At 69.7% G+C, this 20,779-nt stretch carries 20 protein-coding genes and 1 tRNA gene; 7 read left to right on the forward strand and 14 right to left on the reverse strand.

The window, feature by feature from the left end:
- Positions 1–46 precede the first annotated feature (46 nt).
- Positions 47–1,240, forward strand: coding sequence for a MalY/PatB family protein (locus ACWGSM_RS09915; protein WP_452322750.1), 1,194 nt, complete (start codon positions 47–49; stop codon positions 1,238–1,240).
- A 22-nt stretch (positions 1,241–1,262) separates the two neighbouring features.
- Here the strand turns inward: ACWGSM_RS09915 and ACWGSM_RS09920 are convergent, their stop codons facing one another.
- Positions 1,263–1,730, reverse strand: coding sequence for a MarR family winged helix-turn-helix transcriptional regulator (locus ACWGSM_RS09920; protein ID WP_452322751.1), 468 nt, complete (start codon positions 1,728–1,730; stop codon positions 1,263–1,265).
- 121 nt (positions 1,731–1,851) lie between these two features.
- Between ACWGSM_RS09920 and ACWGSM_RS09925 the strand changes: the two genes are divergently transcribed.
- Both ACWGSM_RS09925 and ACWGSM_RS09930 read left to right on the forward strand, forming a co-directional pair.
- Entirely contained in the window at positions 1,852–2,211 is a 360-nt protein-coding gene (locus ACWGSM_RS09925) for a DUF7882 family protein (RefSeq protein ID WP_452322752.1), read from the forward strand.
- The gene (locus ACWGSM_RS09930; RefSeq protein ID WP_452322753.1) at positions 2,208–2,606 is read left to right on the forward strand and encodes a peptide ABC transporter permease; all 399 of its coding nucleotides are present in this window, start codon (positions 2,208–2,210) and stop codon (positions 2,604–2,606) included. Before ACWGSM_RS09925 ends, ACWGSM_RS09930 begins: the two co-directional genes overlap by 4 nt.
- 27 nt (positions 2,607–2,633) lie before the next feature.
- On the opposite strand, the gene ACWGSM_RS09935 is transcribed toward ACWGSM_RS09930, so the two are convergent.
- The 3 genes from ACWGSM_RS09935 to ACWGSM_RS09945 form a co-directional block, all read right to left on the reverse strand.
- On the reverse strand, positions 2,634–2,951 hold the full coding sequence (locus ACWGSM_RS09935; RefSeq protein ID WP_452322754.1) for a protein-L-isoaspartate carboxylmethyltransferase: 318 nt from the start codon (positions 2,949–2,951) through the stop codon (positions 2,634–2,636).
- A 169-nt stretch (positions 2,952–3,120) separates the two neighbouring features.
- Positions 3,121–5,505: a phosphoenolpyruvate synthase gene (gene ppsA, locus ACWGSM_RS09940; protein WP_452322755.1), complete on the reverse strand. Its 2,385-nt coding sequence runs from the start codon at positions 5,503–5,505 to the stop codon at positions 3,121–3,123.
- Positions 5,506–5,531: 26 nt separating this feature from the next.
- Positions 5,532–6,374 (reverse strand): pyruvate, water dikinase regulatory protein, encoded by an 843-nt coding sequence (locus ACWGSM_RS09945; RefSeq protein ID WP_452322756.1) that lies wholly within the window; start codon positions 6,372–6,374, stop codon positions 5,532–5,534.
- Between the two features lie 131 nt (positions 6,375–6,505).
- On the opposite strand from ACWGSM_RS09945, the gene ACWGSM_RS09950 reads away from it, so the two are divergent.
- Entirely contained in the window at positions 6,506–6,700 is a 195-nt protein-coding gene (locus ACWGSM_RS09950; RefSeq protein WP_452322757.1) for a hypothetical protein, read from the forward strand.
- A gap of 28 nt (positions 6,701–6,728) precedes the next feature.
- Here ACWGSM_RS09950 and murQ read toward each other — a convergent pair whose 3' ends face one another.
- From murQ to ACWGSM_RS09990, 8 genes are all read right to left on the reverse strand, one after another.
- Positions 6,729–7,664 carry an N-acetylmuramic acid 6-phosphate etherase gene (gene murQ, locus ACWGSM_RS09955; RefSeq protein WP_452322758.1) on the reverse strand — a complete coding sequence of 312 codons (936 nt, stop codon included), beginning with the start codon at positions 7,662–7,664 and terminating at the stop codon, positions 6,729–6,731.
- Positions 7,654–8,553, reverse strand: a complete 900-nt coding sequence (locus ACWGSM_RS09960; protein WP_452322759.1) for an N-acetylglucosamine kinase — start codon at positions 8,551–8,553, stop codon at positions 7,654–7,656. Before ACWGSM_RS09960 ends, murQ begins: the two co-directional genes overlap by 11 nt.
- Before the next feature lie 42 nt (positions 8,554–8,595).
- Positions 8,596–8,669, reverse strand: a tRNA-Gly gene (locus tag ACWGSM_RS09965).
- Between the two features lie 97 nt (positions 8,670–8,766).
- Positions 8,767–9,996 (reverse strand): histidine kinase dimerization/phospho-acceptor domain-containing protein, encoded by a 1,230-nt coding sequence (locus ACWGSM_RS09970; RefSeq protein WP_452322760.1) that lies wholly within the window; start codon positions 9,994–9,996, stop codon positions 8,767–8,769.
- On the reverse strand, positions 9,989–10,699 hold the full coding sequence (locus ACWGSM_RS09975; protein ID WP_452322761.1) for a response regulator transcription factor: 711 nt from the start codon (positions 10,697–10,699) through the stop codon (positions 9,989–9,991). Before ACWGSM_RS09975 ends, ACWGSM_RS09970 begins: the two co-directional genes overlap by 8 nt.
- Before the next feature lie 56 nt (positions 10,700–10,755).
- The gene (locus tag ACWGSM_RS09980) at positions 10,756–12,594 is read right to left on the reverse strand and encodes an Ig-like domain-containing protein (RefSeq protein ID WP_452322762.1); all 1,839 of its coding nucleotides are present in this window, start codon (positions 12,592–12,594) and stop codon (positions 10,756–10,758) included.
- A gap of 149 nt (positions 12,595–12,743) precedes the next feature.
- Positions 12,744–13,274, reverse strand: coding sequence for a signal peptidase I (locus ACWGSM_RS09985; protein ID WP_452322763.1), 531 nt, complete (start codon positions 13,272–13,274; stop codon positions 12,744–12,746).
- A 104-nt stretch (positions 13,275–13,378) separates the two neighbouring features.
- On the reverse strand, positions 13,379–13,945 hold the full coding sequence (locus ACWGSM_RS09990; protein ID WP_452322764.1) for a TasA family protein: 567 nt from the start codon (positions 13,943–13,945) through the stop codon (positions 13,379–13,381).
- 267 nt (positions 13,946–14,212) lie between these two features.
- Between ACWGSM_RS09990 and dcd the strand changes: the two genes are divergently transcribed.
- From dcd to ACWGSM_RS10005, 3 genes are all read left to right on the forward strand, one after another.
- On the forward strand, positions 14,213–14,818 hold the full coding sequence (gene dcd, locus ACWGSM_RS09995) for a dCTP deaminase (RefSeq protein ID WP_452322765.1): 606 nt from the start codon (positions 14,213–14,215) through the stop codon (positions 14,816–14,818).
- A 1-nt stretch (position 14,819) separates the two neighbouring features.
- Positions 14,820–15,224, forward strand: coding sequence for a hypothetical protein (locus tag ACWGSM_RS10000; protein WP_452322766.1), 405 nt, complete (start codon positions 14,820–14,822; stop codon positions 15,222–15,224).
- 217 nt (positions 15,225–15,441) lie between these two features.
- Complete coding sequence (locus ACWGSM_RS10005; protein WP_452322767.1) at positions 15,442–16,656, forward strand: NAD(P)/FAD-dependent oxidoreductase; 1,215 nt, start codon at positions 15,442–15,444, stop codon at positions 16,654–16,656.
- Between the two features lie 6 nt (positions 16,657–16,662).
- Here ACWGSM_RS10005 and ACWGSM_RS10010 read toward each other — a convergent pair whose 3' ends face one another.
- Positions 16,663–19,041 (reverse strand): glycoside hydrolase family 65 protein, encoded by a 2,379-nt coding sequence (locus tag ACWGSM_RS10010; protein ID WP_452322768.1) that lies wholly within the window; start codon positions 19,039–19,041, stop codon positions 16,663–16,665.
- A gap of 166 nt (positions 19,042–19,207) precedes the next feature.
- A complete protein-coding gene (locus tag ACWGSM_RS10015; protein WP_452322769.1) occupies positions 19,208–20,644 on the reverse strand; it encodes an MFS transporter in 1,437 nt (478 codons plus the stop codon).
- Positions 20,645–20,779 lie beyond the last annotated feature (135 nt).

Here is a 20,779-nt window from a genome sequence, read left to right on the forward strand (position 1 = left end):
CGGCGCGGGCAGCCCCGGATGCCGGGGAGCACACCAGAATGGATGCATGAGCCTCGCCGACCTCGCCCCGCACCCGTACGACGCGATCACCGCTGCCGACCTGCGGCGGGCCGGCAGCGTGAAGTGGACGCGCTTCCCCGACACGATCGGCACGTTCGTCGCCGAGATGGACTTCGGCGTGGCTCCGGCGATCTCGGATGCCGTCGCCGAGGCGCTGCGCACCGGGCTCACGGGCTACCTGCCCCTGCCGATCGCCCACGCCCTGCAGCGGGCGGTGGCGGACTGGCACGCCGACCGGTACGGCTGGACCGTGCCGAGCGGCGACGTGCGGCTGATCGCCGATGTGATCGTCGCATACGAGTTCGCGATCACCACGTACACGAAGCCGGGCGCCGCGGTCATCGTCCCGACGCCGGCTTACATGCCGTTCCTCGACGTGCCGCTGCGGCACGGACGGCGCGTGATCGAGGTGCCCAGCCGGGAGGTCGACGGGCGCTGGACGATGGACCTCGAGGCGGTCGCCGCCGCGTTCGCCGAAGGCGGCGAGCTGCTCGTGCTCTGCAACCCGCACAACCCGCTGGGAACCGTCGCGACTCGAGAAGAGCTGCTGGCGATCGCGCAGACGGTGTCGGATGCCGACGGCCGGGTCTTCTCCGACGAGATCCACGCTCCACTGGTGTACGCGCCAGCCCGCCACATCCCGTACGCGTCGGTGTCGGATGCCGCGGCCGCGCACACGCTGACCGCGACCTCGGCGTCGAAGGCGTGGAACCTCGCCGGCTTCAAGTGCGCGCAGCTGATCCTGACGAACGACGAGACCCGGCAGGCGTGGGATGTCGACGGCGGCTGGGCCGGTCATGGCACTGCGACGATCGGCGTGATCGCGCAGCTCGCCGCATACACCGGCGGCGCCGGTTGGCTGGCCGAGGTCACCGCGTACCTCGACGGCAACCGGCGACTGCTCGCGGAGCTTGTCGCAGAGCACCTTCCCGGTGTGCGGGTCACCGTGCCGGAGGGGACGTACATCGCTCTGCTCGACTTCCGCGACACCCAGCTATGGGCCGGACTCGGTGCGCATGCCGACCTCGGAACCTGGTTCCGCGAGAACGCCGGCGTGGCGATGACCGACGGCGCCCTGTGCGGTCAGGCCGCGATCGGGTGCACGCGTTTCGTCTTCGCCACCCCGCGGCCGATCATCCGCGAGGCCGTGCTGCGGATCGCGAGGGCGCTCGACATCTGAATGCCGGTGTCGGAGCGCGCGATCAGCGCCGAGCGGGCTGACCGGCTTCGTCCATCGCGCCGGTGAGCCTGTCGAGGAAGCGGACGACGGCCGCGTGTTCGAGATCTGAGAGGTCGGCTGCGATCTCGCGGGTCGCCTGCTGAAAGGCGACGACAGGAGCGCCCACGGTCTGCTCGGCGAGCGGCGTGGCGGTGATGACCAGGCTTCTCCGGTCGGAGGGGTGACGCACACGCTCGATGGCGCCGGCGCGCTCGAGCCGGTCGAGCAGCGCGGTCATCGACGCGGAGGTGACGCCCAGGTGCTTCGAGAGGGTCGTAGGGGTGACTCTGTCATCAGAGCGGGCCGCGTTCAGCAGGAACTGGATGATCCTGATCTCGTTGTCGGACATCGACGACGAGTCGCGGGCACGAGCGTGCATCGCATCGTCCGCCTCCTGATATCGCCGAAGCGCGTCGATGATCTCGTTCGCGGTATCCACTTCAACGGTCATGGCCACCTCCTTGCATCCGATCATAGCCCAACATGAAGCTGGACAGATATGTAGTTTGACAAACTACTTTTGACCTGAGTAAGTTTCCTTACATCGGATACCCCCGACCTGAGGAGTTGAAATGGGCACGCTGCACTACGGAGCCACCGGCGAAGCAATCGAGATGCCGGACCGCATCCTCGCTCACCTGAAGGTTCTCGTCTCGACCAAGCTGCGCCGCAACGAGAGCTTCTCGCTCTCGTGGGACCGCCTCGTCGACGGAGCGGTCGAGCGCTCCACGATCTGGCTGCACTGCTCGATCCCGCTGCAGTTCAAGATGGACGCCGAGGCTGCCAAGCAGCTCGATCGCGGCTATCTGCAGCAGCTCGCCGACCAGGCGAACTCGTCGGCAGGCGTGGTCATCGACCTCAGCGACCAGGTCGCCGAGCGCGAGATCTCCGAACTCGACATCCGCACTCCCGCACTGGCGCGTGTCGCATGACCATCGCAGAGCACCCCGCCGGGCGGCTGTACAACCCCGCAGCAGCCGCTCCCGCCGAGCAGGTCTCGCCGCCGGCCACGATCGTGCCGCGCGCGGTGACCTGGAGCAAGGTCGACACCGGCTTCTACGTCGCCTCGAAGGCCGGTGAGTACGTCGGCTCGATCGACACCACGCCCGACGGCCACTTCGTGGCATTCGACGCGACGAGCGCCCCGATCGGGCGCTACGCCGAACTCTCCGCAGCGAAAGCCGCCGTGCTGTCGTGGAAGCCCCAGCGTGAGCGCATGCGCGACCGTCGCCTAGGCCGGATCGTGCACCCGATCGCCGCGTCGGCCGGGCTGGTGGCCGGCGTGACCGCCGCATTCGGCGCGCTGCTCACGGCCTTCCCCGCGTGACGGGCGGCCGCGGGTCGGGCGCTGAGCTCAGTGCGCGAGAACGATCGCGTCGGTCTTCGCCTGCAGGAACGAGCGCAGCTCTGCCAGAGCGGTGATGTCTTCCGCCAGCTGGCGAAGAGCGGCGTCATCGAGATCGAGCGTCTCGTTGCGCCCTTCGAACGTGACCACCCAGGTAGGCAGCCCCTGACGGATCTCCGGGTGCAGGAACGTGATCGTGCTGGCGGAGCGCAGCGTGACGACCACGATCCCCGAGTTCGGGCCCGCTTCGAAGTTCTTGTCGAGCACCGCGATGCCCAGCGAGTCCGCGCTGTGCGACTGGACGTACTCGTTGACCCAGCTCTCCACTGCGGTTCGGTCGCGGTATGGCATTCAGGCACCTGCATTCGTTCAGAGGGAGCGCAGACACGCTCCCTCTGAACGGTAGTCGACTGCACTGAGCGAAAGGCTGAACGCGGCGCACCTGTACATCACGCGCATCGTTGCTTCGCCTGGCGTCAAGGGTCGAGCAGTGAAGTCACGCTGTCGCGGGTTCCCGGCGCGCCAGTCGCAGCCACGTCTCGATGACCGTGTCCGGATTCAGTGAGACCGATTCGATGCCCTGCCCGACCAGCCACTCCGCGAGCTCGGGGTGATCGCTCGGCCCCTGGCCGCAGATCCCGACGTACTTGCCGTGACGACGGCACGCCTCGATCGCCATCGACAGCAGCTTCAGCACCGCGGGATCGCGCTCGTCGAAGGTGTCGGCGACGAGCGCGCTGTCGCGGTCGAGGCCGAGGGTGAGCTGGGTCATGTCGTTCGAGCCGATCGAGAAGCCGTCGAAGTGCTCGAGGTACTCGTCGGCGAGCAGCGCATTGGTGGGCACCTCGCACATCATCACGACCTTCAGGTCGTTCTCTCCGCGACGCAGGCCGTTCTCGGCGAGCAGCTCGACGACGGCCTGCCCCTCGGCGACGGTGCGCACGAACGGCACCATCACCTGCACGTTGGTGAAGCCCATCTCGTCGCGCACGAACCTCAGCGCTTCGCACTCCATCTCGAAGCACTCGCGGAACTCGGGTGATACGTACCGAGAGGCGCCCCGGTACCCGATCATCGGATTCTCCTCGTGCGGCTCGTAGCGCTCGCCGCCGAGGAGGTTCGCGTACTCGTTCGACTTGAAGTCGCTCATCCGCACGATCACCGGTTCGGGGGCGAACGCCGCGGCGAGCATCGAGACGCCCTCCGCGACGCGCTGCACGAAGTAGTCGCGCGGCGACGGGTAGGCGGCGATCCGGGCATCCACCTGGCGGCGCAGGTCGTCTGGCAGAGCGTCGTGCTCGAGCAGGGCGCGCGGGTGGATGCCGATCTGCCGGTTGATGATGAACTCCAGCCGCGCGAGGCCGACACCGCGGTGCGGCAGGCGGGAGAACGAGAACGCCTGGTCGGGCGTGCCGACGTTCATCATGATCTTGACGGGCGGCTCCGGCATGTGCTCGAGCGCCGTCTCCTCTTCGGCGAACGCCAGGATGCCGTCGTAGACGACGCCGGTGTCTCCCTGGGCGCACGAGACCGTGACCGGCTGGCCGTCGGTCAGCACGCGCGTCGCGTCACCGGTGCCGACAACGGCGGGGATGCCGAGCTCGCGGGCGATGATCGCGGCGTGGCAGGTGCGACCTCCGCGGTTGGTGACGATCGCGGACGCGCGCTTCATGATCGGCTCCCAGTCGGGGTCGGTCATGTCTGCCACGAGCACGTTGCCGGTCTGGAACTCGCTCATCTGCGTGGCATCCCGCAGCACCCGCACCGGACCTGCGCCGATGCGCTGCCCGATCGCGCGGCCCTCGACGGCGACCGGGCCCGTCTCCTGCAGCCGGAAACGGCGCATGACGGTGGACGACGCCCGCGACACGACGGTCTCGGGGCGCGCCTGCAGGATGTACAGCTGCCCGTCGATGCCGTCCTTGCCCCACTCGATGTCCATCGGGCGGCCGTAGTGCGCCTCGATCACGAGCGCGTGCTCGGCGAGCTCGGTGAGTTCGGCGTCGGTGATCGAGAACAGCGGGCGCTCTTCGGCCGGCACGTCGACGAAGGCGGTGCTGGCGCCCGCCTCCCTGCTGTCGGTGTAGCGCATGGCGATCGCTTTCTCGCCGACCGAGCGCTTCAGGATCGCGGGGCGGCCGGCGCGCAGCGCCGGCTTCGACACGTAGAACTCGTCGGGGTTCACGGCGCCCTGCACGACGGCCTCGCCGAGACCGTACGAGCTGGTGACGAACACGGCCTCGGCGAACCCCGATTCGGTGTCGACCGTGAACATCACGCCCGACGCCCCGATATCCGAGCGCACCATGCGCTGCACGCCCGCCGAGAGGGCGACCTCGTCGTGGTCGAAGCCGTGGTGCACGCGGTAGGCGATCGCCCGGTCGTTGTACAGCGAGGCGTACACGCTGCGGATCGCGGTCAGCACGTTCTCGACTCCGCCGATGTTGAGGAAGGTCTCCTGCTGGCCGGCGAATGAGGCATCCGGAAGGTCCTCCGCCGTCGCAGACGAGCGGACCGCCCAGGTGACGCCGTCGGGATCGGCATCCTTCGCCACGAGCTGGTGGTAGGCGTCGCGGATGTCGCGCTCGAGATCGTCGGGCAGCGGGTGCTCGACGATCCACCTGCGGATCTCGGTGCCGACCAGCGCGAGACGCGTGACGTCGTCGGTGTCGAGCCCGGCGATCGCATCGCGGATGCGCTCGCGCAGCCCGTCGTGGGCGAGGAAGCGCCGGTAGGCGTCCGCTGTCGTGGCGAAGCCGCCCGGCACCCGCACGCCGAGCTCGGCGAGGTGGGAGATCATCTCCCCGAGTGAGGCGTTCTTGCCGCCCACCTGCGGCAGGTCGGTCATTCCGATCTGATCGAACCAGAGGATGTCGGTCACGAGAAGCTCTTTCGTCTGAGGGGTGGTCAGCGGCGAAGGCCGAGGGTGTGCAGGATCACTGCGGACATCTCCTCGACGCTCTTGGTCGAGGAGTTGAGGAACGGGATGCCGTTGCGGGCGTAGAGCCGCTCGGCGCGGCGCAGCTCGGTGGTGCACTGCGCGAGGCTGGAGTAGCGCGAGTCGGGGCGACGCTCGTGCCGCACCTGGCTGAGGCGCAGCGGGGTGGTGGTGAGGCCGAAGCAGCGGGCGGCGTACGACCTGACCAGCGGCGGGAGCTCGTCGGTGGGGAAGTCGTCGTCGGTGAGCGGATAGTTCGCGACCAGCAGGCCGTACTGCAGGGCGAGGTACATCGTCGTCGGCGTCTTGCCGCAGCGGCTCGGGGCGACGACGATCACGTCGGCCAGGTCGAGCGCGCGACTGCTCTGGCCGTCGTCGTGCTCGATCGCGTACTCGACGGCGCGCATGCGGGCGAAGTACTCGGTCGCGTCTCCGAGGGTGTGGAACTGGCCGAGCTGCTCGGACGGCGGGGTGCCGAGGGCCTCGGCGAGCTCGCTGAGATGGCCGCTGAGCAGGTCGATGTGCGTCGCGGGCACGTCGGTGAGCACGGTGCGCACAGCGGGGTTCTTCGCCGTGGTGAACACCAGCGGCTCGAGACCGTTCGCGGCATCCTGGGCGATCTGGCCGGCGACCGTCGTGGCGGTGTCGACGGAGTCGACGAACGGCACCGTGTGCTTGACGAAGACCATTCCGGGGAAGTTCGCCAGCAGTGCGTTGCCGAGCGTCTCGGCGGTGATGCCGGTGCTGTCCGACACGAAGTAGGCGGCGCGCACCATGCGGGTCGTCGTGTCTGCGGCGGTCGTCTCGGCCATGAGGCGACTCTATGCGGAGGAAAGCGTGAATCTTCAGCGACTCCCTCGGCAAAGATTCCGGGAATTTATCCTCCTGCGCAAGAGTGTCGGCCACCCTCGGCTTGGGCCGGTGCGCTCGCTAGAGTGCGGACATGAGCGAGCACAGCGCGGAAGACCTGAGCGGCCTCGACGAGGCGCTCATCGAGCGGCTGCACAACGGCACAGCGACTCGAGCCGACGAGATCGCGAGGCTTCAGCATCTGCGGCGTCTCGCACTGGAGCGCGGCGACGCGGATCGCATCGAAGAGCTCGACATGCGACTGAGCGTGCTGCGCGTCGGCGAGTAGCGTCTCGGCTGGCTGCTCAGCTGGTTGCTCAGCTGAGCGCGGCGATGGCGTCGCGCAAGATGCCGCCGGTGCGCTGCAGCGCGTCGGCCGCAGATTCGGCCGACGCCTCCGTCGCGAGCATGAGCAGTGCCAGCTTGACCGAGCCGTCGGCATCGTCGAGTGCCGCCACGGCCTCGTCGACGTCGACGCCGGCGAGCTGGGAGACCGTGCGGATCGAGCGGGCGCGCAGCTTCTCGTTGGTCGCGAGCAGGTCGACCATGACGCCCCGATAGGTCTTGCCGAGCTTGGTCATCGAGAGGGTGCTGAGCATGTTGACCACGAGCTTCTGCGCCGTGCCGGCCTTCAGGCGGGTGGAACCCGAGACGAACTCCGGGCCCGTGACGACCTCGATCGCGATCTCGGCCGCCGCGCCGATCGCCGAACCGGCGTTCGAGGCGATCGCGACGGTGAGCGCCCCCAGGTCTCGAGCGAAGGTCAGGCCGCCGACGACGTAGGGCGTGCGACCGGATGCCGAGATGCCGACGACCGTGTCGTCGGCCGTGAGCCCGAGCTGGCGCAGCGACGCCCCCGCGGCCTGATCGTCGTCTTCGGCGTTCTCCACGGCCGAGCGGATGGCCGTCTCGCCTCCCGCGATCAGTCCGATGACCATCGACGGGTCGGTGCCGAAGGTGGGCGGGCATTCGCTGGCATCGAGCACGCCGACGCGCCCCGCGGTTCCCGCGCCGATGTAGATGAGTCGTCCGCCCCGCCGGAAGCGATCGACGATGCCGTCGACGGCTGCGGCGATCTCGGCGGTCTTCGCTGCGACCGCTTCGGGCACCCGCCGATCCTCGGCGTTCATGCGACGCACCAGCTCTTCGGTGCCGAGCATGTCGAGGTCGCCGCGTTCGGGTGTCGAGGCCTCGGTGTCGAGGCTTGAGAGCACACCGAGCAGGGCGGCGAGGGAGCTGTCGTCAGTCGGCACGGTGCACGAACCTTTCGTGGGGGAGGTCGCGGCGGGTCATCATGAGCTGAGCGCCGGTCAGGGCATCCCCGACGGTCGGTGCGATGCGGCGTCCGCCGGTCGAGAGGGAGTCTTCGAGTCTCGCGTGGAGCCAGAGGTGCTCGGTCAGCCCGCCGTGCAGCGCCACCTCGCGCGCCGACGCGGAGGCGGCGACAGCGGATGCCGTGAGCAGCCTGACTGCTTCGGCCGCGATCTCGAGGGCGACGGGGTCACCGTGCTCGGCGCAGTCGAGCACCAGCGGCGCCAGGGTGCCGAGCGCTCGCGCGAGCGGCTGCTGGGCGAGCGTCCACGAGAGCGGATCGGAGGCAGGGGAGATGTGCGCGGTGATGGCTTGTTGCAGGGCTGACGCCGGGCCGAGTCCGACAGCGGCGCGCTGCACCGCGCGGACGGCTTCGCGTCCGAGCCACGATCCGCTGCCGAAATCGCCGATGTCGGGGCCCCACCCGTCCACCAGGCGGATGCCGTGGGCATCCACACCGAGGGCCACGGCGCCCGTCCCCGCGATCAGCAGCACGCCCGGATCGCCGCCGAGCGCCCCGATGTGCGCCGTCACGACGTCTGATGCGACGGCGACCTGCCCTCCGGTCTCTGCGGCGAGCGTCCCGGCCAGCTCGAGCGCGGCGGTGGGAGCCGTCCACGCGCCGGCCGCGCCGACGCCGAGGGCGCGCGGCGCCGGTCCGGGTTCGAGCAGTGCGAGGATCGCGGCAGCGGCGGACTCGACTCCGCCCGGGGCGGCGAGGCCCGGAGTTCCGTCACCGGTGCGAGTGATCGGTCCTGACGGATCGCTCATCAGAAGACGGCAGCGGGTCTTGCCCAGGTCGATCGCTGCGATCGCGTCCGCCGTGCTCATCTTTCCCCTCGGCCCGTGGCTCACTCAGAAAGACTCTACAGATGGAGGGGCTGACGGGAATCGAACCCGCGCTGTCTGCTTGGGAAGCAGAAGTTCTACCATTGAACTACAGCCCCGCACGCCTTGCGGCGCGTCTGCCATCATAGCGGGCGTCTCCGGATGGCCGGACATTCGAGCGCCGCGTCGCAGGAGAACACGCGGGCAATCCGCTCCCTACCCGCGGGCCGGCAGCATCAGCGAGAACGTCGTCGTCGACGATCCGTCGAGCAGCAGGTGCCCGCCCAGGCTCTCGGCGAGTTCGACCGAGAGGGCGAGCCCGATCCCCTCGCCGGCACTGTCGCTGTGCCGGTGCGCGCGGCGCTGGAAGATCGAATTGCCGCGCGGGCGTCTGCCCTCGTCGCCGACCTGCACAGTGACGTACTCGGCGCGCCGCTCCGCGTCGATCGTGATGTCGCCACGACCGTGCCTGAGCGCGTTGTGCAGCAGCACGTCGATGATCTGCGACGCCGCCGCCGGAGCCTCGCCGAGGTCGCCGGGCATCTGCGCGACGTGGATGGTGCGCCGGGCGGCATCCGCCTGCGGCCGCCAGCGCGCTGCCGACTCGCGCAGCGACTCGGCGAGCGGCTCGAAGGTGGTCGCGCCTGGTGCGTCGCCCCGCGCGAGCTCGAGCAGCTGCGCGATGGCATCCGACAGCCGGTCGATCTCACGCACGGCGTGGTCGAGCTGATCGCGCACGACGGGCGGAGTCTCGGGCCACAGCGACAGATCCTCGAGCTCGAGGCGCAGCGCGGTGATCGGAGTGCGCAGCTGGTGCGAGGCGTTCGAGGCGAACTCGTGCTCGCGACGCAGACGGTCTTCGAGACTCTGTGCACTTTCGCGCAGCGCGGCGTCGATCGCACGCGCCTCCGGCACCCCGAGGCTCTGCTTCGGCGGCCGCAGGTTGCCTCTGCCGATTTCGCGCACGGTGTCGAGCAGCCGCAGGAACGGGCGTGACAGCGAACGGGCGAGCTGAATCGCGGCGATGGTCGCGACGATCAGCAGGCCCACGCCGATCACGATGACCGGTGTCACGGCTCTCGAGACCCGTTCGTTGACGATCTCGCCCGATCGGGTGAAGGCCACCGTGCCGCCGCTGCGGACGATCGAGGTGCCGGTGATGTCGTCGGGTTCGGCGTCGGCGCCGGTGACCAAGGTGGTGCCGTCGGGAGCGGTGTACGCCACCCGCTCCCCGTAGATGATCAGTCCGGCCAGCAGCTTCTCGTCGACGGCGTCGGCGTCGCTTCCGGCGTCGATCACGGTGCCCACCATGCTCGCCATCCGCTTCGCGTACTGCTGCTCGGAGGCGTGCACGAGGTCGGCCACCATCACCACCCGAGGCACGCCGTACAGCGCGATGATGGCGACGGCGAGAGTGAGGAAGGCGACGATGAGTCGCCTACGCATCCGGCGCGCCCTCGTCGAGGCGGAAGCCCACGCCGCGCAGGGTGGTGATGCGCACGTCGGCGCCTGCCCCCTCCAGCTTCTGGCGCAGACGGGCGACGGTGACGTCGAGGGTCTTGGTGGAGCCGAACCAGTTCGCGTCCCATACCTCGTCCATCAGCCGTTCGCGCGTCACCACGGTTCCGCGCTGCATGTCGAGCTGGGCCAGCAGGTCGAACTCCTTCGTGCTCAGCGGCAGCTCGCGGTCACCCGCCATGGCACGACGGGCGGCGACATCGATGACGAGCGCCAGAGGAGAGGCGGATGCCGAGCTCGCGCGCTCGGCGGAGGGCGGTGCTGCTGCAGGGCTGCGCCGCAGCAGGGCACGCAGCCGAGCCAGCAGCTCGGCGAGCGCGAAGGGCTTGGCGATGTAGTCGTCGGCACCGACATCGAGACCGACTACGCGGTCGAGCTCGCCGTCGCGCGCGGTGAGGATGACGATCCCGCCCGCGAAGTCCTGCTCGCGCAGCCGGCGGCACACGTCGAGGCCGTCCATGTCGGGCAGGCCGAGGTCGAGCACGACCAGATCGATGTCTGCTCCTGCCCGGGCGAGCGCCGACGTGCCGTCGGCGACGCGCTCGACGACGTAGCCCTCGCGATCGAGAGTGCGCAGCAGCGGCACCGCGATGCCGTCATCGTCTTCCACCACAAGGATGTGTCGTCCCACATGCTCGAGGCTATCAACGTCATCGAAGGGCCCTTCCGGGCGCTCGTACCGTGTCATCAGAAGTCCCTGTCGAGAGGGCCGCTCTCGGTGACCGGAGCGCTCGAGCAGCGCTGGCCGACAAGGTCGGTCGCGTTGGCGGAGGGTGTCCAGGTCATCGCGGCGGTTGAGGTGACCGTGCGCACCGAGCCCGAGGTCAGGCCACCGAGGGTGACGCGGACGACGGTGGCGGGCACGCCGTTGATGGTCTCGGTCGTGGCGGTCATGGTGGCCGAGAACTGCGCCGTGCTCCACAGGCCGACGTGGTTCCCGCGCAGGTTGACGGAGCCGAGGTTGGTGTTCGGCACGTCGAACAGGTCGTTGGACGCACTCGTGATGCCGCCGTCGCGCACCCGGGCGGTGACGGCGCGAGCCGAGCCGTCCCAGCCGCTCGCGATGCTCGCCGGGTTGAGGCGTCCGCTGTAGGTGAGCACCAGCACGTCGCCGGCGTCGATCACCCCGGCCTTGCCGCCGTTGACGGCCTGCACGTCGGCGCCGCGCAGCGGCGCATTGTCGACGCGTCGGGCAGCGAGCACGGTCGAGGTGGTCTGCTTGCCGTGGCTGTCGGTGAGGACGGCGCGTAGGTCGTACGAGCCGTCCGCGACGGTCTTGGTGTCCCACGCGCAGACGTAGGGCGCCGCGGCGAGGGTGCACAAGGGCGACCACTTGCCGCTGCCCGCCGGGGAGTACTGGATCGCGACCGACGAGACCCCGGCCGAGGAGTTCGCGGTGGCCGTCAGCTGCACGGTTCCGGTGAGGTACGCGCCCGGGTCGTCGAGCGAGATCGACGAGACCGTGTTGTCGACCAGGCGGCCGGCGACCGCGGCCGACGTGGTGCTGTTGCCGGCGAGGTCGGTCGCGATGGCACGGAACGAGTATCGGCCATACGGCAGCGGCGCGGTGTTGAAGCGGCACGACCACGGCTCGTCGGTGATGGTGCAGGCGGTCGTCCACGCGCCACCCGCACTCGGCTGGTACTGGATGGCGACGGATGCCACACCGGAGTGCGCATCGGCCGGCGTCGCGGCGAGGGTGACGGTGCCGGTCAGCACGCTGCCCGGGTCGGTCATGGTGACGGTGGGGGCGACATTGTCGATCGTGACGGAGGAGACTTCCGAGGCCATGACCACGGTCGGACGAGCCGTAGGCCACGCTACGACCCGCACGTCGTAGTCGCCGCTGGCCAGTGACGCCGTCGCCCAGTTGACGGTGCAGGACGCGGAGCCGGCGATGCTCGCGCAGCCGGCGACGCTCTTCCAGCTGTTCGCGTCAGCGACCGAGTATTCGAAGCGCACCCCGTAGGTGGCCCGCGGATCGGCATCCATCAGCGTCGCGGTCAGCGGCGTCGTGCCGCGCACCGCCTCGTCGAGGTCGGCGAGCGCCACGATGAAGGCGTTCGCGACGGTGACGCGCACGGGCGCCGAGGTGGTGGCGTACCCCGCCTTGTCGGTGGCGATGGCGCGCACGTCGTACGCGCCGTCGGCTGCGGAAAGCGTGTCCCAGCTGCAGCGGTAGGGGGCGGATGCCGTGCTGCACAGCGTCGTCCAGCTCGCGGCGCCGACGCTCTGCCAGTGCATCACGACACTCGCGATGCCGGTCTCGGCGTCGGCCGCGTCGGCGGCGATGGCCGCGGATCCGCGCAGCGGTGCACCGGGGGTGACGATGCTGACGGTGGGCGGGGTCCAGTCGACGGCGGCGGAGGCCGTGCTCGTGGCGTTCGCGGACTGCGACATGAAAGCCGCGGAGGAGGTCTGCAGTCCGTTCAGGGCGAAGACGGCCAGCAGCAGGGCGGCCAGAGCGGCGAGCGCGACGTTGCGCAGCGCGGTGCCGGTCATCGGCGTGCCCTTCGTTCTGGTCATGCTTCGACGTTACGCAGCAGCCGGTTACAGCCCGGCAACAGCCGAGCCTCAGCAGGGCCACGAACGGCGGTGACGCGCCCGAGCGGGGACGCGGAAGAGGCCGCGGCGGTCAGCCGCGGCCTCTTCGGGACCGGTCGGGTGCGGATGCGTCAGCTGCGCAGCGCACGCACGAGGTCGCGCAGGAACATCAGTCCGATCAGCGCGGCGGGAAGGCCGATGGCCAGCATCCGCACCCCCGACATCGACAGCAGGATGAACACCCAGCCGACCGCCGGCACCCAGCCCTCGACACGCGGCTGCACGGCGGATGCCAGCGTGAACGTCCACGGGTCGATGCTGTCGTTGGCGTCGCCCTTCGTGCGCAGCACGCGACCGCCCTCGGCATCCGCCGTGTCGTCGATCGAGATGATGCGGTGCGTGACCGGCTCGTCGATGCCGGACTCCTGCGGCGGGACGTAGGTGATGATGTCGCCGACCTTCAGATCCGCGACCGGCACCTGGCGCTCGTAGACGACGGCGCCCTTTTCGAAGACGCCCGACATCGAGCCGCCGGTGATGACGTAGCGGTCGAGGCCGAACAGCGACGGGACGAGCATGAGCCCCACCAGCGCTATGGCGCAGGCGACGGCGACGGCGATCAGGGTGCTGCCGATCGTGCGGGTCGTCTTCATGGGGCTCATGCTCTTCTCCTCTGATCTCGGGTGATCAGTGCCGATCTCGGGCGATCAGCGGGGTGGGACATCCGGCGAACGGATGCCGGATGTCCTGGGTCAGGGGTGGGCGATCACTGCGCGACGGCCGTGGCGGCCGCCTGCTTCGAGTCCCAGGTGTAGACGGCGGAGGCGTTCTTGCCCTGCTCGGTGTTGTCGGCGGTCTGCGACAGCGTGGTGCTGAAGGTGTAGTCACGCGACTCGCCGGCGGCGAACTCGCCGAGGTCGAGCGCGCCGGCCTTAGTCAGGTCGCCGAAGGTGCCGGACCACACCGGGGTGCCGCTGCCGGCGCGGGTGATGACGAGCTTGAGGTTCTCCGTCTTCACGAAGCCGTTGGTGGCGTTCTCGGTGAGGGTGAACGCCGCGGGCAGGGTGCCGGAGTTGGTGATGGTCACCTTGCCGTTCAGGGTGTCGCCCGGCTTGAGGTTCGAGGCGTTGAAGATCGCCTTGCCCGACTTGGAGTTCTGCTGGGCGAGCGTGCCGCTGCTGAAGGCGTTCGCGGAGTTGACCGAGTTGGCGACGAAGTCCGCACCCGAGCCGACGGCCACGGTCGCGGCGACCAGCAGGCCCGCCAGCGGCAGGAGGATCAGGCGCTTGCGCGACTTGGTGGCGGCGGGGGCGGTGGTGGTGATCTCGGTCATGATGTTTCCGTTCTGCTGGGCCGGTGCGGCTGTGGACTGTGGGGAAGCTTGTGATTCGACGCTACGGAGGCGCCGGTTACATGCGTGCCACAGCGCGGCAACGCCTCTGCCAGCGTTCGACCACAGAGTGCTTCGCCTCGGATTCAGCCCGGTCGGACTCAGCCCGGTCGGGCTCAGCCCGGTCGGGCTCGGCCCAGATCACCGGCGCCCGCGTCATGAGGTGAGAAAAGTGCGGCTGCCGACAGGGTGCACCGTTACGCTGAACACGTGCTTCTCAGCGACCGCGACATCAAGGCAGAACTCGCGACGGGCCGCATCGGGCTGGCTCCCTACGACGAGCAGATGGTGCAGCCGTCGAGCGTCGACGTGCGACTCGACCGGTACTTCCGGCTGTTCGACAACCACAAGTACCCGTTCATCGATCCCTCAGAGGATCAGCCCGAGCTGACCCGGCTGATCGAGGTCGCGCCCGACGAGCCGTTCATCCTGCACCCCGGCGAGTTCGCGCTCGGCGCGACCTTCGAGCAGGTCACCCTGCCCGACGATGTCGCGGCGCGGCTGGAGGGCAAGTCGTCGCTCGGACGCCTCGGGCTCATCACCCACTCGACGGCCGGATTCATCGACCCTGGCTTCAGCGGGCACGTCACACTCGAGCTGGCGAACGTCGCGACCCTGCCGATCAAGCTGTGGCCGGGGATGAAGATCGGCCAGTTCTGCTTCTTCCGCCTCACCTCGCCGACCGAGAACGCGTACGGCTCGGGCCCGTACGGTAATCGGTACCAGGGGCAGCGCGGTCCCACGGCATCCCGCTCGTTCCAGAATTTCCACCGCACCGACGTCGGCACGTCCGACGCGGGAGCTCAGGGCGGGTGACATGAGCGACCCGACGTGGGATGCCGAGGGCGCGGTTTCACAGCCGGCCGTGCCGGAGCCCGAAGCGCCTGAGCTCGACGTGCCCGAGGCGGCGGTCCCCGAACCGGTGATCCCCGACCCGGTGATCCCCGAGGCGCTGCTCGCGGAGCCGGTCATTCCGCCGGCGCCGCCGGAAGAAGCGCCCACACGGGCCGCTCGACGCTCGACGGCGGCCGAGAAGTTCGTGGTCGCGCCGCCACCGGCATCCGATCCGCGGCTGACCGCACCGCCGCCCGATCCGCGCGTCGTGCCGCCGGCGGCGGGGGCGACGCCGAGCAGCTACCGCGGGTGGACGATCGCGATCTACAGCTTCCTGGTGCTGCTCCTGACCGGCGCCGTCGTCACGGTAGGCGTGCTGCTGAGCTGACCCGCGCGCCCCGGGATGGAAAATGCCGGTGGGCCGCGGCCGGGACCAGCGATTTCCATCCCGCGGCGGCGTGCGGGGTCAGTTGTGTACGCGAATCCGCGCTGAGGCGTGCACAGATGACCTCGCATCCGGCGACGGGCCGGCCGCGACCGACCACACCGGCGGTGGCTGTCAAGGCCGTCGCCTCGGCCGCTGCAGCCGCCTACGGTCGGCTTCCATGAGCGCCGAGAACACATCCACAGCCGACCGTCACGAGCGCACGCATCGGGTCCTCGTCGTCGGAGGAGGCAACGGCGGGCTGTCGGTCGCCGGTCGCCTGCGCCGATCCGGAGTCACCGACATCGCCGTCGTCGAGCCATCGCAGACCCACTACTACAAGCCGCTCTTCTCGCACATAGCGGGCGGCACCGCCCGGGCGAGCGAGGCGGTGCGTCCGCAGGCCGACGTCTTCCCAGACGGGGTGGAGTGGATCCCGGATGCCGTCAGCGCGGTCGACCCCGACAATCGGCGGGCGCACCTGGCATCCGGCGACACCGTCCGGTACGACCAGCTGATCCTCGCCCCGGGCATCCGGAACGACTGGGATGCCGTCCCCGGCCTCGACGAGGCGATGAACTCGCCGCACGGCGCCTCGAACTACGACTTCGCGCTGGCGCAGAAGGCGTCCCGGCTGCTGCGCACGGTGCGCTCGGGCACGGTCGTCTTCGTGCAGGCGCCAGGGCCCGCCTCCTGCGCGGGCGCCGCGCAGAAGCCCATGTACCAGGCGTGCGCGTACTGGCGGGCGATGAATGTGCTGCACGACATCCATGTGGTGCTGCTCGTGCCGACGCCGACGATCTTCGGCATCCCCGAGATCGACGCCGAGCTGCAGCGCAGCATCGACGAGTACGACATCGACGTGCGCACCGGCGCACACCTGCGCGAGGTCGACGCAGACGGCCGAACGGTCGTGTTCGATGCCGACGGTGCCGACGGGCAGTCGCTGCACTACGACCTGCTCGTCGCCGAACCGCCGCAGAAGGCGCCGGAATGGATCCGCGCCAGCGGCCTCGCCGACGACGGCGGCTTCGTGGCCGTCGATCCGCACACGCTGCGCTCCACCCGGCATCCTGAGATCTGGGCGCTCGGCGACGCGGCAGGCACGACGAACTCGAAGTCCGGCGGCGCGCTGCGCAAGCAGGCGAAGGTGGTGGCCGAGAACGTCGGCGCGGTGCTCGAGGGGCGCGAGGCGGCGTCCGCCTACGACGGATACGGCGTCTGCCCCTTCACCGTCTCGCGCTCGACAGCCGTGTTCGCAGAGTTCGACGACCGGCTCCGCCTGATGCCGACGCTGTGGCGCAGCTCGTACCGGGAGAGCCGGATGAACTGGATCATCGACCGGCGGATCTTCCCGCAGGTCTACTGGCACATGATTCTGCAGGGCCGCGCCTGATGCGGCTCAGGTCTCGGCGCCCGCTCGCCGTGGCTCCCGCCCGCGCGGCTGCGAAGGGCGCGGGCCGGGGTCGGCGAGTGCAGGGATGCCGAGACGCCGCGCCACGCCCGCTTCCAGGGTGACCTCCTCGTCGAAATGCCGGATGCCGAGCGCGGGGCCTCCCTCGAGCCGGTAGGTGACCGTGTCATGCTGCACCTCGACTCGAAGGGTGTGGCCGCGCACGAGCATCCCGAACGAGAAGGCGGTGATCGGCGCCGCCACGCGCGGCGCGAACTGCAGCGCGCCGGCGTCGTCGCGCATGCCGCCGAAGCCGCAGACCAGCGCGTTCCACACCCCGGCGTGCGCGGCGACGTGCAGACCCTCGTCGACGTCCTCCTGCAGATCGTCGAGGTCGATGGTGCCGGCCTCGGCGAGGTAGTCCATCGCGAGCTCGAGCTGACCGACGCGAGCGGCGACAGTCGCCTGCACCGACGCCGACAGCGACGAGTCGCGCACGGTCAGCCCGTCGTAGTAGGCGAATGCGCGGGCCGTCTCATCCGGTGTGAACGCGTCGGGCGCGGCCTGCAGCGCGAGCACGAGGTCGGCCTGCTTCACGACCTGCTTGCGGTACAGGTCGAAGTACGGGAAGTGCTTTTGCAGCGGGTACTGGTCGTCGCGGGTGCCCTCGAAGTCCCACCGCTCCTTCTCGTTGAACCCGGCCGACTGCTCGGGGATGCCCCGAGCGGCGTCGTACGGGAAGGCCATCGCGTCGGCGGTGGTCGTCCATCGCGCGATCTCGTCCGATGAGACGTCGAGAGCGGATGCCTGATCGCGGTGCCGCCTGCAGGCATCCGCCGCGGCCCGCAGGTTGCGCTGCGCCATGAGGTTGGTGAAGTAGTTGTCGTCGACCATGGCCGAGTACTCATCGGGCCCGGTGACGCCGTCGATGTGGAACACGCCCTCGTCGTCCCAGCGCCCGAGGGCGCACCACAGTCTCGCGGTCTCGATGAGGATCTCCACGCCCTTCTCCCGCTCGAACTCCGTGTCGCCGGTCGCGCGCACATAGCGCACGACGGCGGCCGCGATGTCGGCGTTGATGTGGAACGCGACGGTGCCCGCCGGCCAGTACCCTGAGCACTCCCGGCCGTCGATCGTGCGCCACGGGAAGGCGGCGCCTTCGAGGTGCAGCTGCTCGGCCCGCTCGCGCGCACGGTCGAGCGTGGAGTGCCGCCACACCAGTGCGTCCCGCGCGGCGGACGGTGCGGTGTAGGTGAGTACCGGCAGCACGAACGTCTCGGCATCCCAGAAGGTGTGGCCCTCGTATCCGACGCCGGTGAGTCCTTTGCCTGGGATCGATCGCACCTCGGCGCGCGCCGCGGACTGCAGAACCTGGAACAGCGAGAAACGAGCGCTCTGCTGCAGCCGCTCATCGCCGTCGACGCTCACATCGGCCCGGGCCCAGAACTCGTCGAGATACCGGCGCTGCTCGTCGACGAGCCCGTCCCAGCCGATCTTGATGGCCGTCTCGACAGCGGCTTCCGCGCGATCCTGCAGCGCGACATCGTCGAGCGCGGGCGACCACTCATGGCCCACGCACTTCACCAGGGCGACGCTCTCGCCCGGCTCGATCCGGGCACGCAAGGAGGTGCGCGCGAGGTCTGCGGTGACCTCGGCCACCGGCTCGGGCGCGACACCCCCCGATGAGATGCTGACCCGATGGTCGGCCGCGACGGCCACCGCGATCCGGCTGCGCCTGGTGCGCTGCACGAGGGCGGCCCGACCGCCGGCTCCGTGATGCGCCACCGGCTCGAAGGGGTCGCGCAGGGCATCCATCACCCTCGGGTCGGAGTGCACCTCGGGCAGCGGCTCGTCGGCGACGATCTCCGAGAGGAGCGTCACGTCGACGGCGGCGTCTTCGGCGGTCACCTCGTACCTCACCGCGGCGATCGAGCGATGGGTGAACGACACCAGGCGCTGCGATGCGATGGTCACGGTGCGGCCGGCGGGCGACGTCCAGGTGGCCGTGCGGTGCAGGATGCCGGTTCGCACATCGAGCAGCTGCCGATGCTCGGCGAGCACGCCGGTGCGGATGTCGAACGGCTCGTCGTCGACGATCAGGCGGATGACCTTGCCGTCGGGCACGTGCATGACGGTCTGGCCGTGCTCGGGATATCCGTAGCCGTCTTCAGCGTAGGGCATCGGATACTCTTCGAAGACGCCGTTGAGGTAGCTGCCCGCTGCCGCGCTCGGATCCCCCTCGTCGAGGGTGCCGCGCCATCCTATGTGCCCGTTCGAAAGCGAGAACACCGACTCGCGATGCGACTGTCCGCGGTCTTCCCACCCGGTGTTGCGCAGGCATGACCAGCCGACGCCCCACGGATGCACGTCGAATCGGTGCGTGGTCATGTCGCTCCTGTCGGTGAGGGTCGCGATGACCATTCTGCGGACGGATGCCCCAGCCTGTGCGACCCTTGCGCCGCTGGCCGGCATCCGGCTAGGCGCCGGAGCGCCCGGGATCCGGCTGGCGATGGCGGAGAGGCCCGCGTTCAGGCCCCGACGTCGGGGCGCCCGGTCAAGCCCCGACGTCCTTCGGGAACCGCACGCACAGCAGCAGCACGAGGCCGATAAGCAGCACCACGGCGATGCCGAGCACGCCGTAGACGATTCCGCCGAACCACGCGAGGAAGAGCGACCACGCCAGCGGCGACAGGAATGACGCCACCCGGCCGGTGGTCGCGTAGAGACCGAAGATGGCGCCCTGCTGGCTCGGCGGGGTGAGGCGCGTGAGCAGGCTGCGGCTGGATGCCTGGGTCGGGCCGACGAAGGCGCACAGCAGCAGGCCGCAGATCCAGAACACGATGGTGCCGTAGTCGCGCAGCGCGTAGACGACGAACGCCATCACGACCAGGCCGGAGAGGGCGAAGATGATGAGCCGGCGCGGACCGATGGCGTCGTCGATGCGCCCGGCGAGCAGGGTCGAGACGCCCGCGACGAGGTTCGCCGCGAGTCCGAACACGATCACCTCGAGGAACGAGAAGCCGAAGCCCTGTGCGGCGAGCACCGCGCCGAACGCGAACACCCCTGCCAGGCCGTCGCGGTAGACGGCCGCGGCGAGCATGAACCAGAACGTCGGGCGGTTGGTGCGGAACAGCTCGGCTATGCTGCGGCCGAGCACGACGTACGAGCGGAAGAAGCCCACCCTCTCGGCGGCGTCGTACGAGGGCGACTCGGGCACGTTGCGGAACATCGGGATCGAGAAGACGATCGTCCACACGGCGCAGATGACGGCGACGAGCTTGAACGACAGCGCGTTGTCCTGCCCGACGAGGAAGAGCACCGGGATGCACACGATCAGCGCGACGACGCCGCCGATGTAGCCGAGCCCCCAGCCGAGGCCGGACACGCGGCCGACGTTCCTCGGCGTCGACACCTCCGAGAGCATCGCGTAGTAGCTGACGTTGCCGATCTCGCTGACCACGGCGGCGATCGCGACGGCGAACGCGCCGAACCAGAAGAACTTCGGATCGGCCTCGACGAAGAACAGCGAGAACTGGATGAGGGCGATCGCGATGGTCGCGCCGATGACCCACTTCTTCTTGCTGCCGCGCGCGTCGGCCTGCTGGCCGAGCACCGGCGCGAGCAGCAGGATCAGGATGCCCGCGGCGAAGTTCGCCCATCCCCACCACTCCGCGAGGTCGGTGAGCCCGTGGCAGTACTCGGACGCCGCGTACTGCGAGCTGTTGCAGTTCATGTACGAGCCGTCGGCCAGCAGACCGGATTCGCGCACCGACGGCTCGAGGAACATTCGCGAGGTCAGGTACAGCGCGATCCAGACGAAGGTGAGGATGACCGTGTTGAACGGCTGCATCGCCCAGTCCCACATCGCCCACGAGACGACCTGCTTCCGGGTGGCCGGTGCGGTGGCGCTCTCGTGGTCCCGGCCGAACGCCGCTACGGCTCCCGTCCTGGCGGTCGGCGGGGGTACGGCGGCGGCATCACGACCGGTCATGGCCGACACGCTACAGGATGCAGGTGTCGCGCCGACCTCGCGACGCGACGTGGTGGAGGGCGGTCCGACGTCGGCGGATGCCGGGCGCTGACGCGGCCGCCGGCTCAGCCGAACGATGTGGAGGGGCTTTGGTGC

This window comes from Microbacterium sp. NPDC055521, assembly GCF_053619695.1.

Bases quoted from the DNA above. Each gene is read 5' to 3' on its own strand.
- ACWGSM_RS09915 (WP_452322750.1), top strand. From the start codon at position 47: ATGAGCCTCGCCGACCTCGCCCCGCACCCGTACGACGCGATCACCGCT.
- ACWGSM_RS09920 (WP_452322751.1), bottom strand. From the start codon at position 1,730: ATGACCGTTGAAGTGGATACCGCGAACGAGATCATCGACGCGCTTCGG.
- ACWGSM_RS09925 (WP_452322752.1), top strand. From the start codon at position 1,852: ATGGGCACGCTGCACTACGGAGCCACCGGCGAAGCAATCGAGATGCCG.
- ACWGSM_RS09930 (WP_452322753.1), top strand. From the start codon at position 2,208: ATGACCATCGCAGAGCACCCCGCCGGGCGGCTGTACAACCCCGCAGCA.
- ACWGSM_RS09945 (WP_452322756.1), bottom strand. From the start codon at position 6,374: ATGGCCGAGACGACCGCCGCAGACACGACGACCCGCATGGTGCGCGCC.
- ACWGSM_RS09950 (WP_452322757.1), top strand. From the start codon at position 6,506: ATGAGCGAGCACAGCGCGGAAGACCTGAGCGGCCTCGACGAGGCGCTC.
- ACWGSM_RS09960 (WP_452322759.1), bottom strand. From the start codon at position 8,553: ATGAGCACGGCGGACGCGATCGCAGCGATCGACCTGGGCAAGACCCGC.
- ACWGSM_RS09970 (WP_452322760.1), bottom strand. From the start codon at position 9,996: ATGCGTAGGCGACTCATCGTCGCCTTCCTCACTCTCGCCGTCGCCATC.
- ACWGSM_RS09980 (WP_452322762.1), bottom strand. From the start codon at position 12,594: ATGACCAGAACGAAGGGCACGCCGATGACCGGCACCGCGCTGCGCAAC.
- ACWGSM_RS09985 (WP_452322763.1), bottom strand. From the start codon at position 13,274: ATGAGCCCCATGAAGACGACCCGCACGATCGGCAGCACCCTGATCGCC.
- ACWGSM_RS09990 (WP_452322764.1), bottom strand. From the start codon at position 13,945: ATGACCGAGATCACCACCACCGCCCCCGCCGCCACCAAGTCGCGCAAG.
- ACWGSM_RS10000 (WP_452322766.1), top strand. From the start codon at position 14,820: ATGAGCGACCCGACGTGGGATGCCGAGGGCGCGGTTTCACAGCCGGCC.
- ACWGSM_RS10005 (WP_452322767.1), top strand. From the start codon at position 15,442: ATGAGCGCCGAGAACACATCCACAGCCGACCGTCACGAGCGCACGCAT.
- ACWGSM_RS10010 (WP_452322768.1), bottom strand. From the start codon at position 19,041: ATGACCACGCACCGATTCGACGTGCATCCGTGGGGCGTCGGCTGGTCA.
- ACWGSM_RS10015 (WP_452322769.1), bottom strand. From the start codon at position 20,644: ATGACCGGTCGTGATGCCGCCGCCGTACCCCCGCCGACCGCCAGGACG.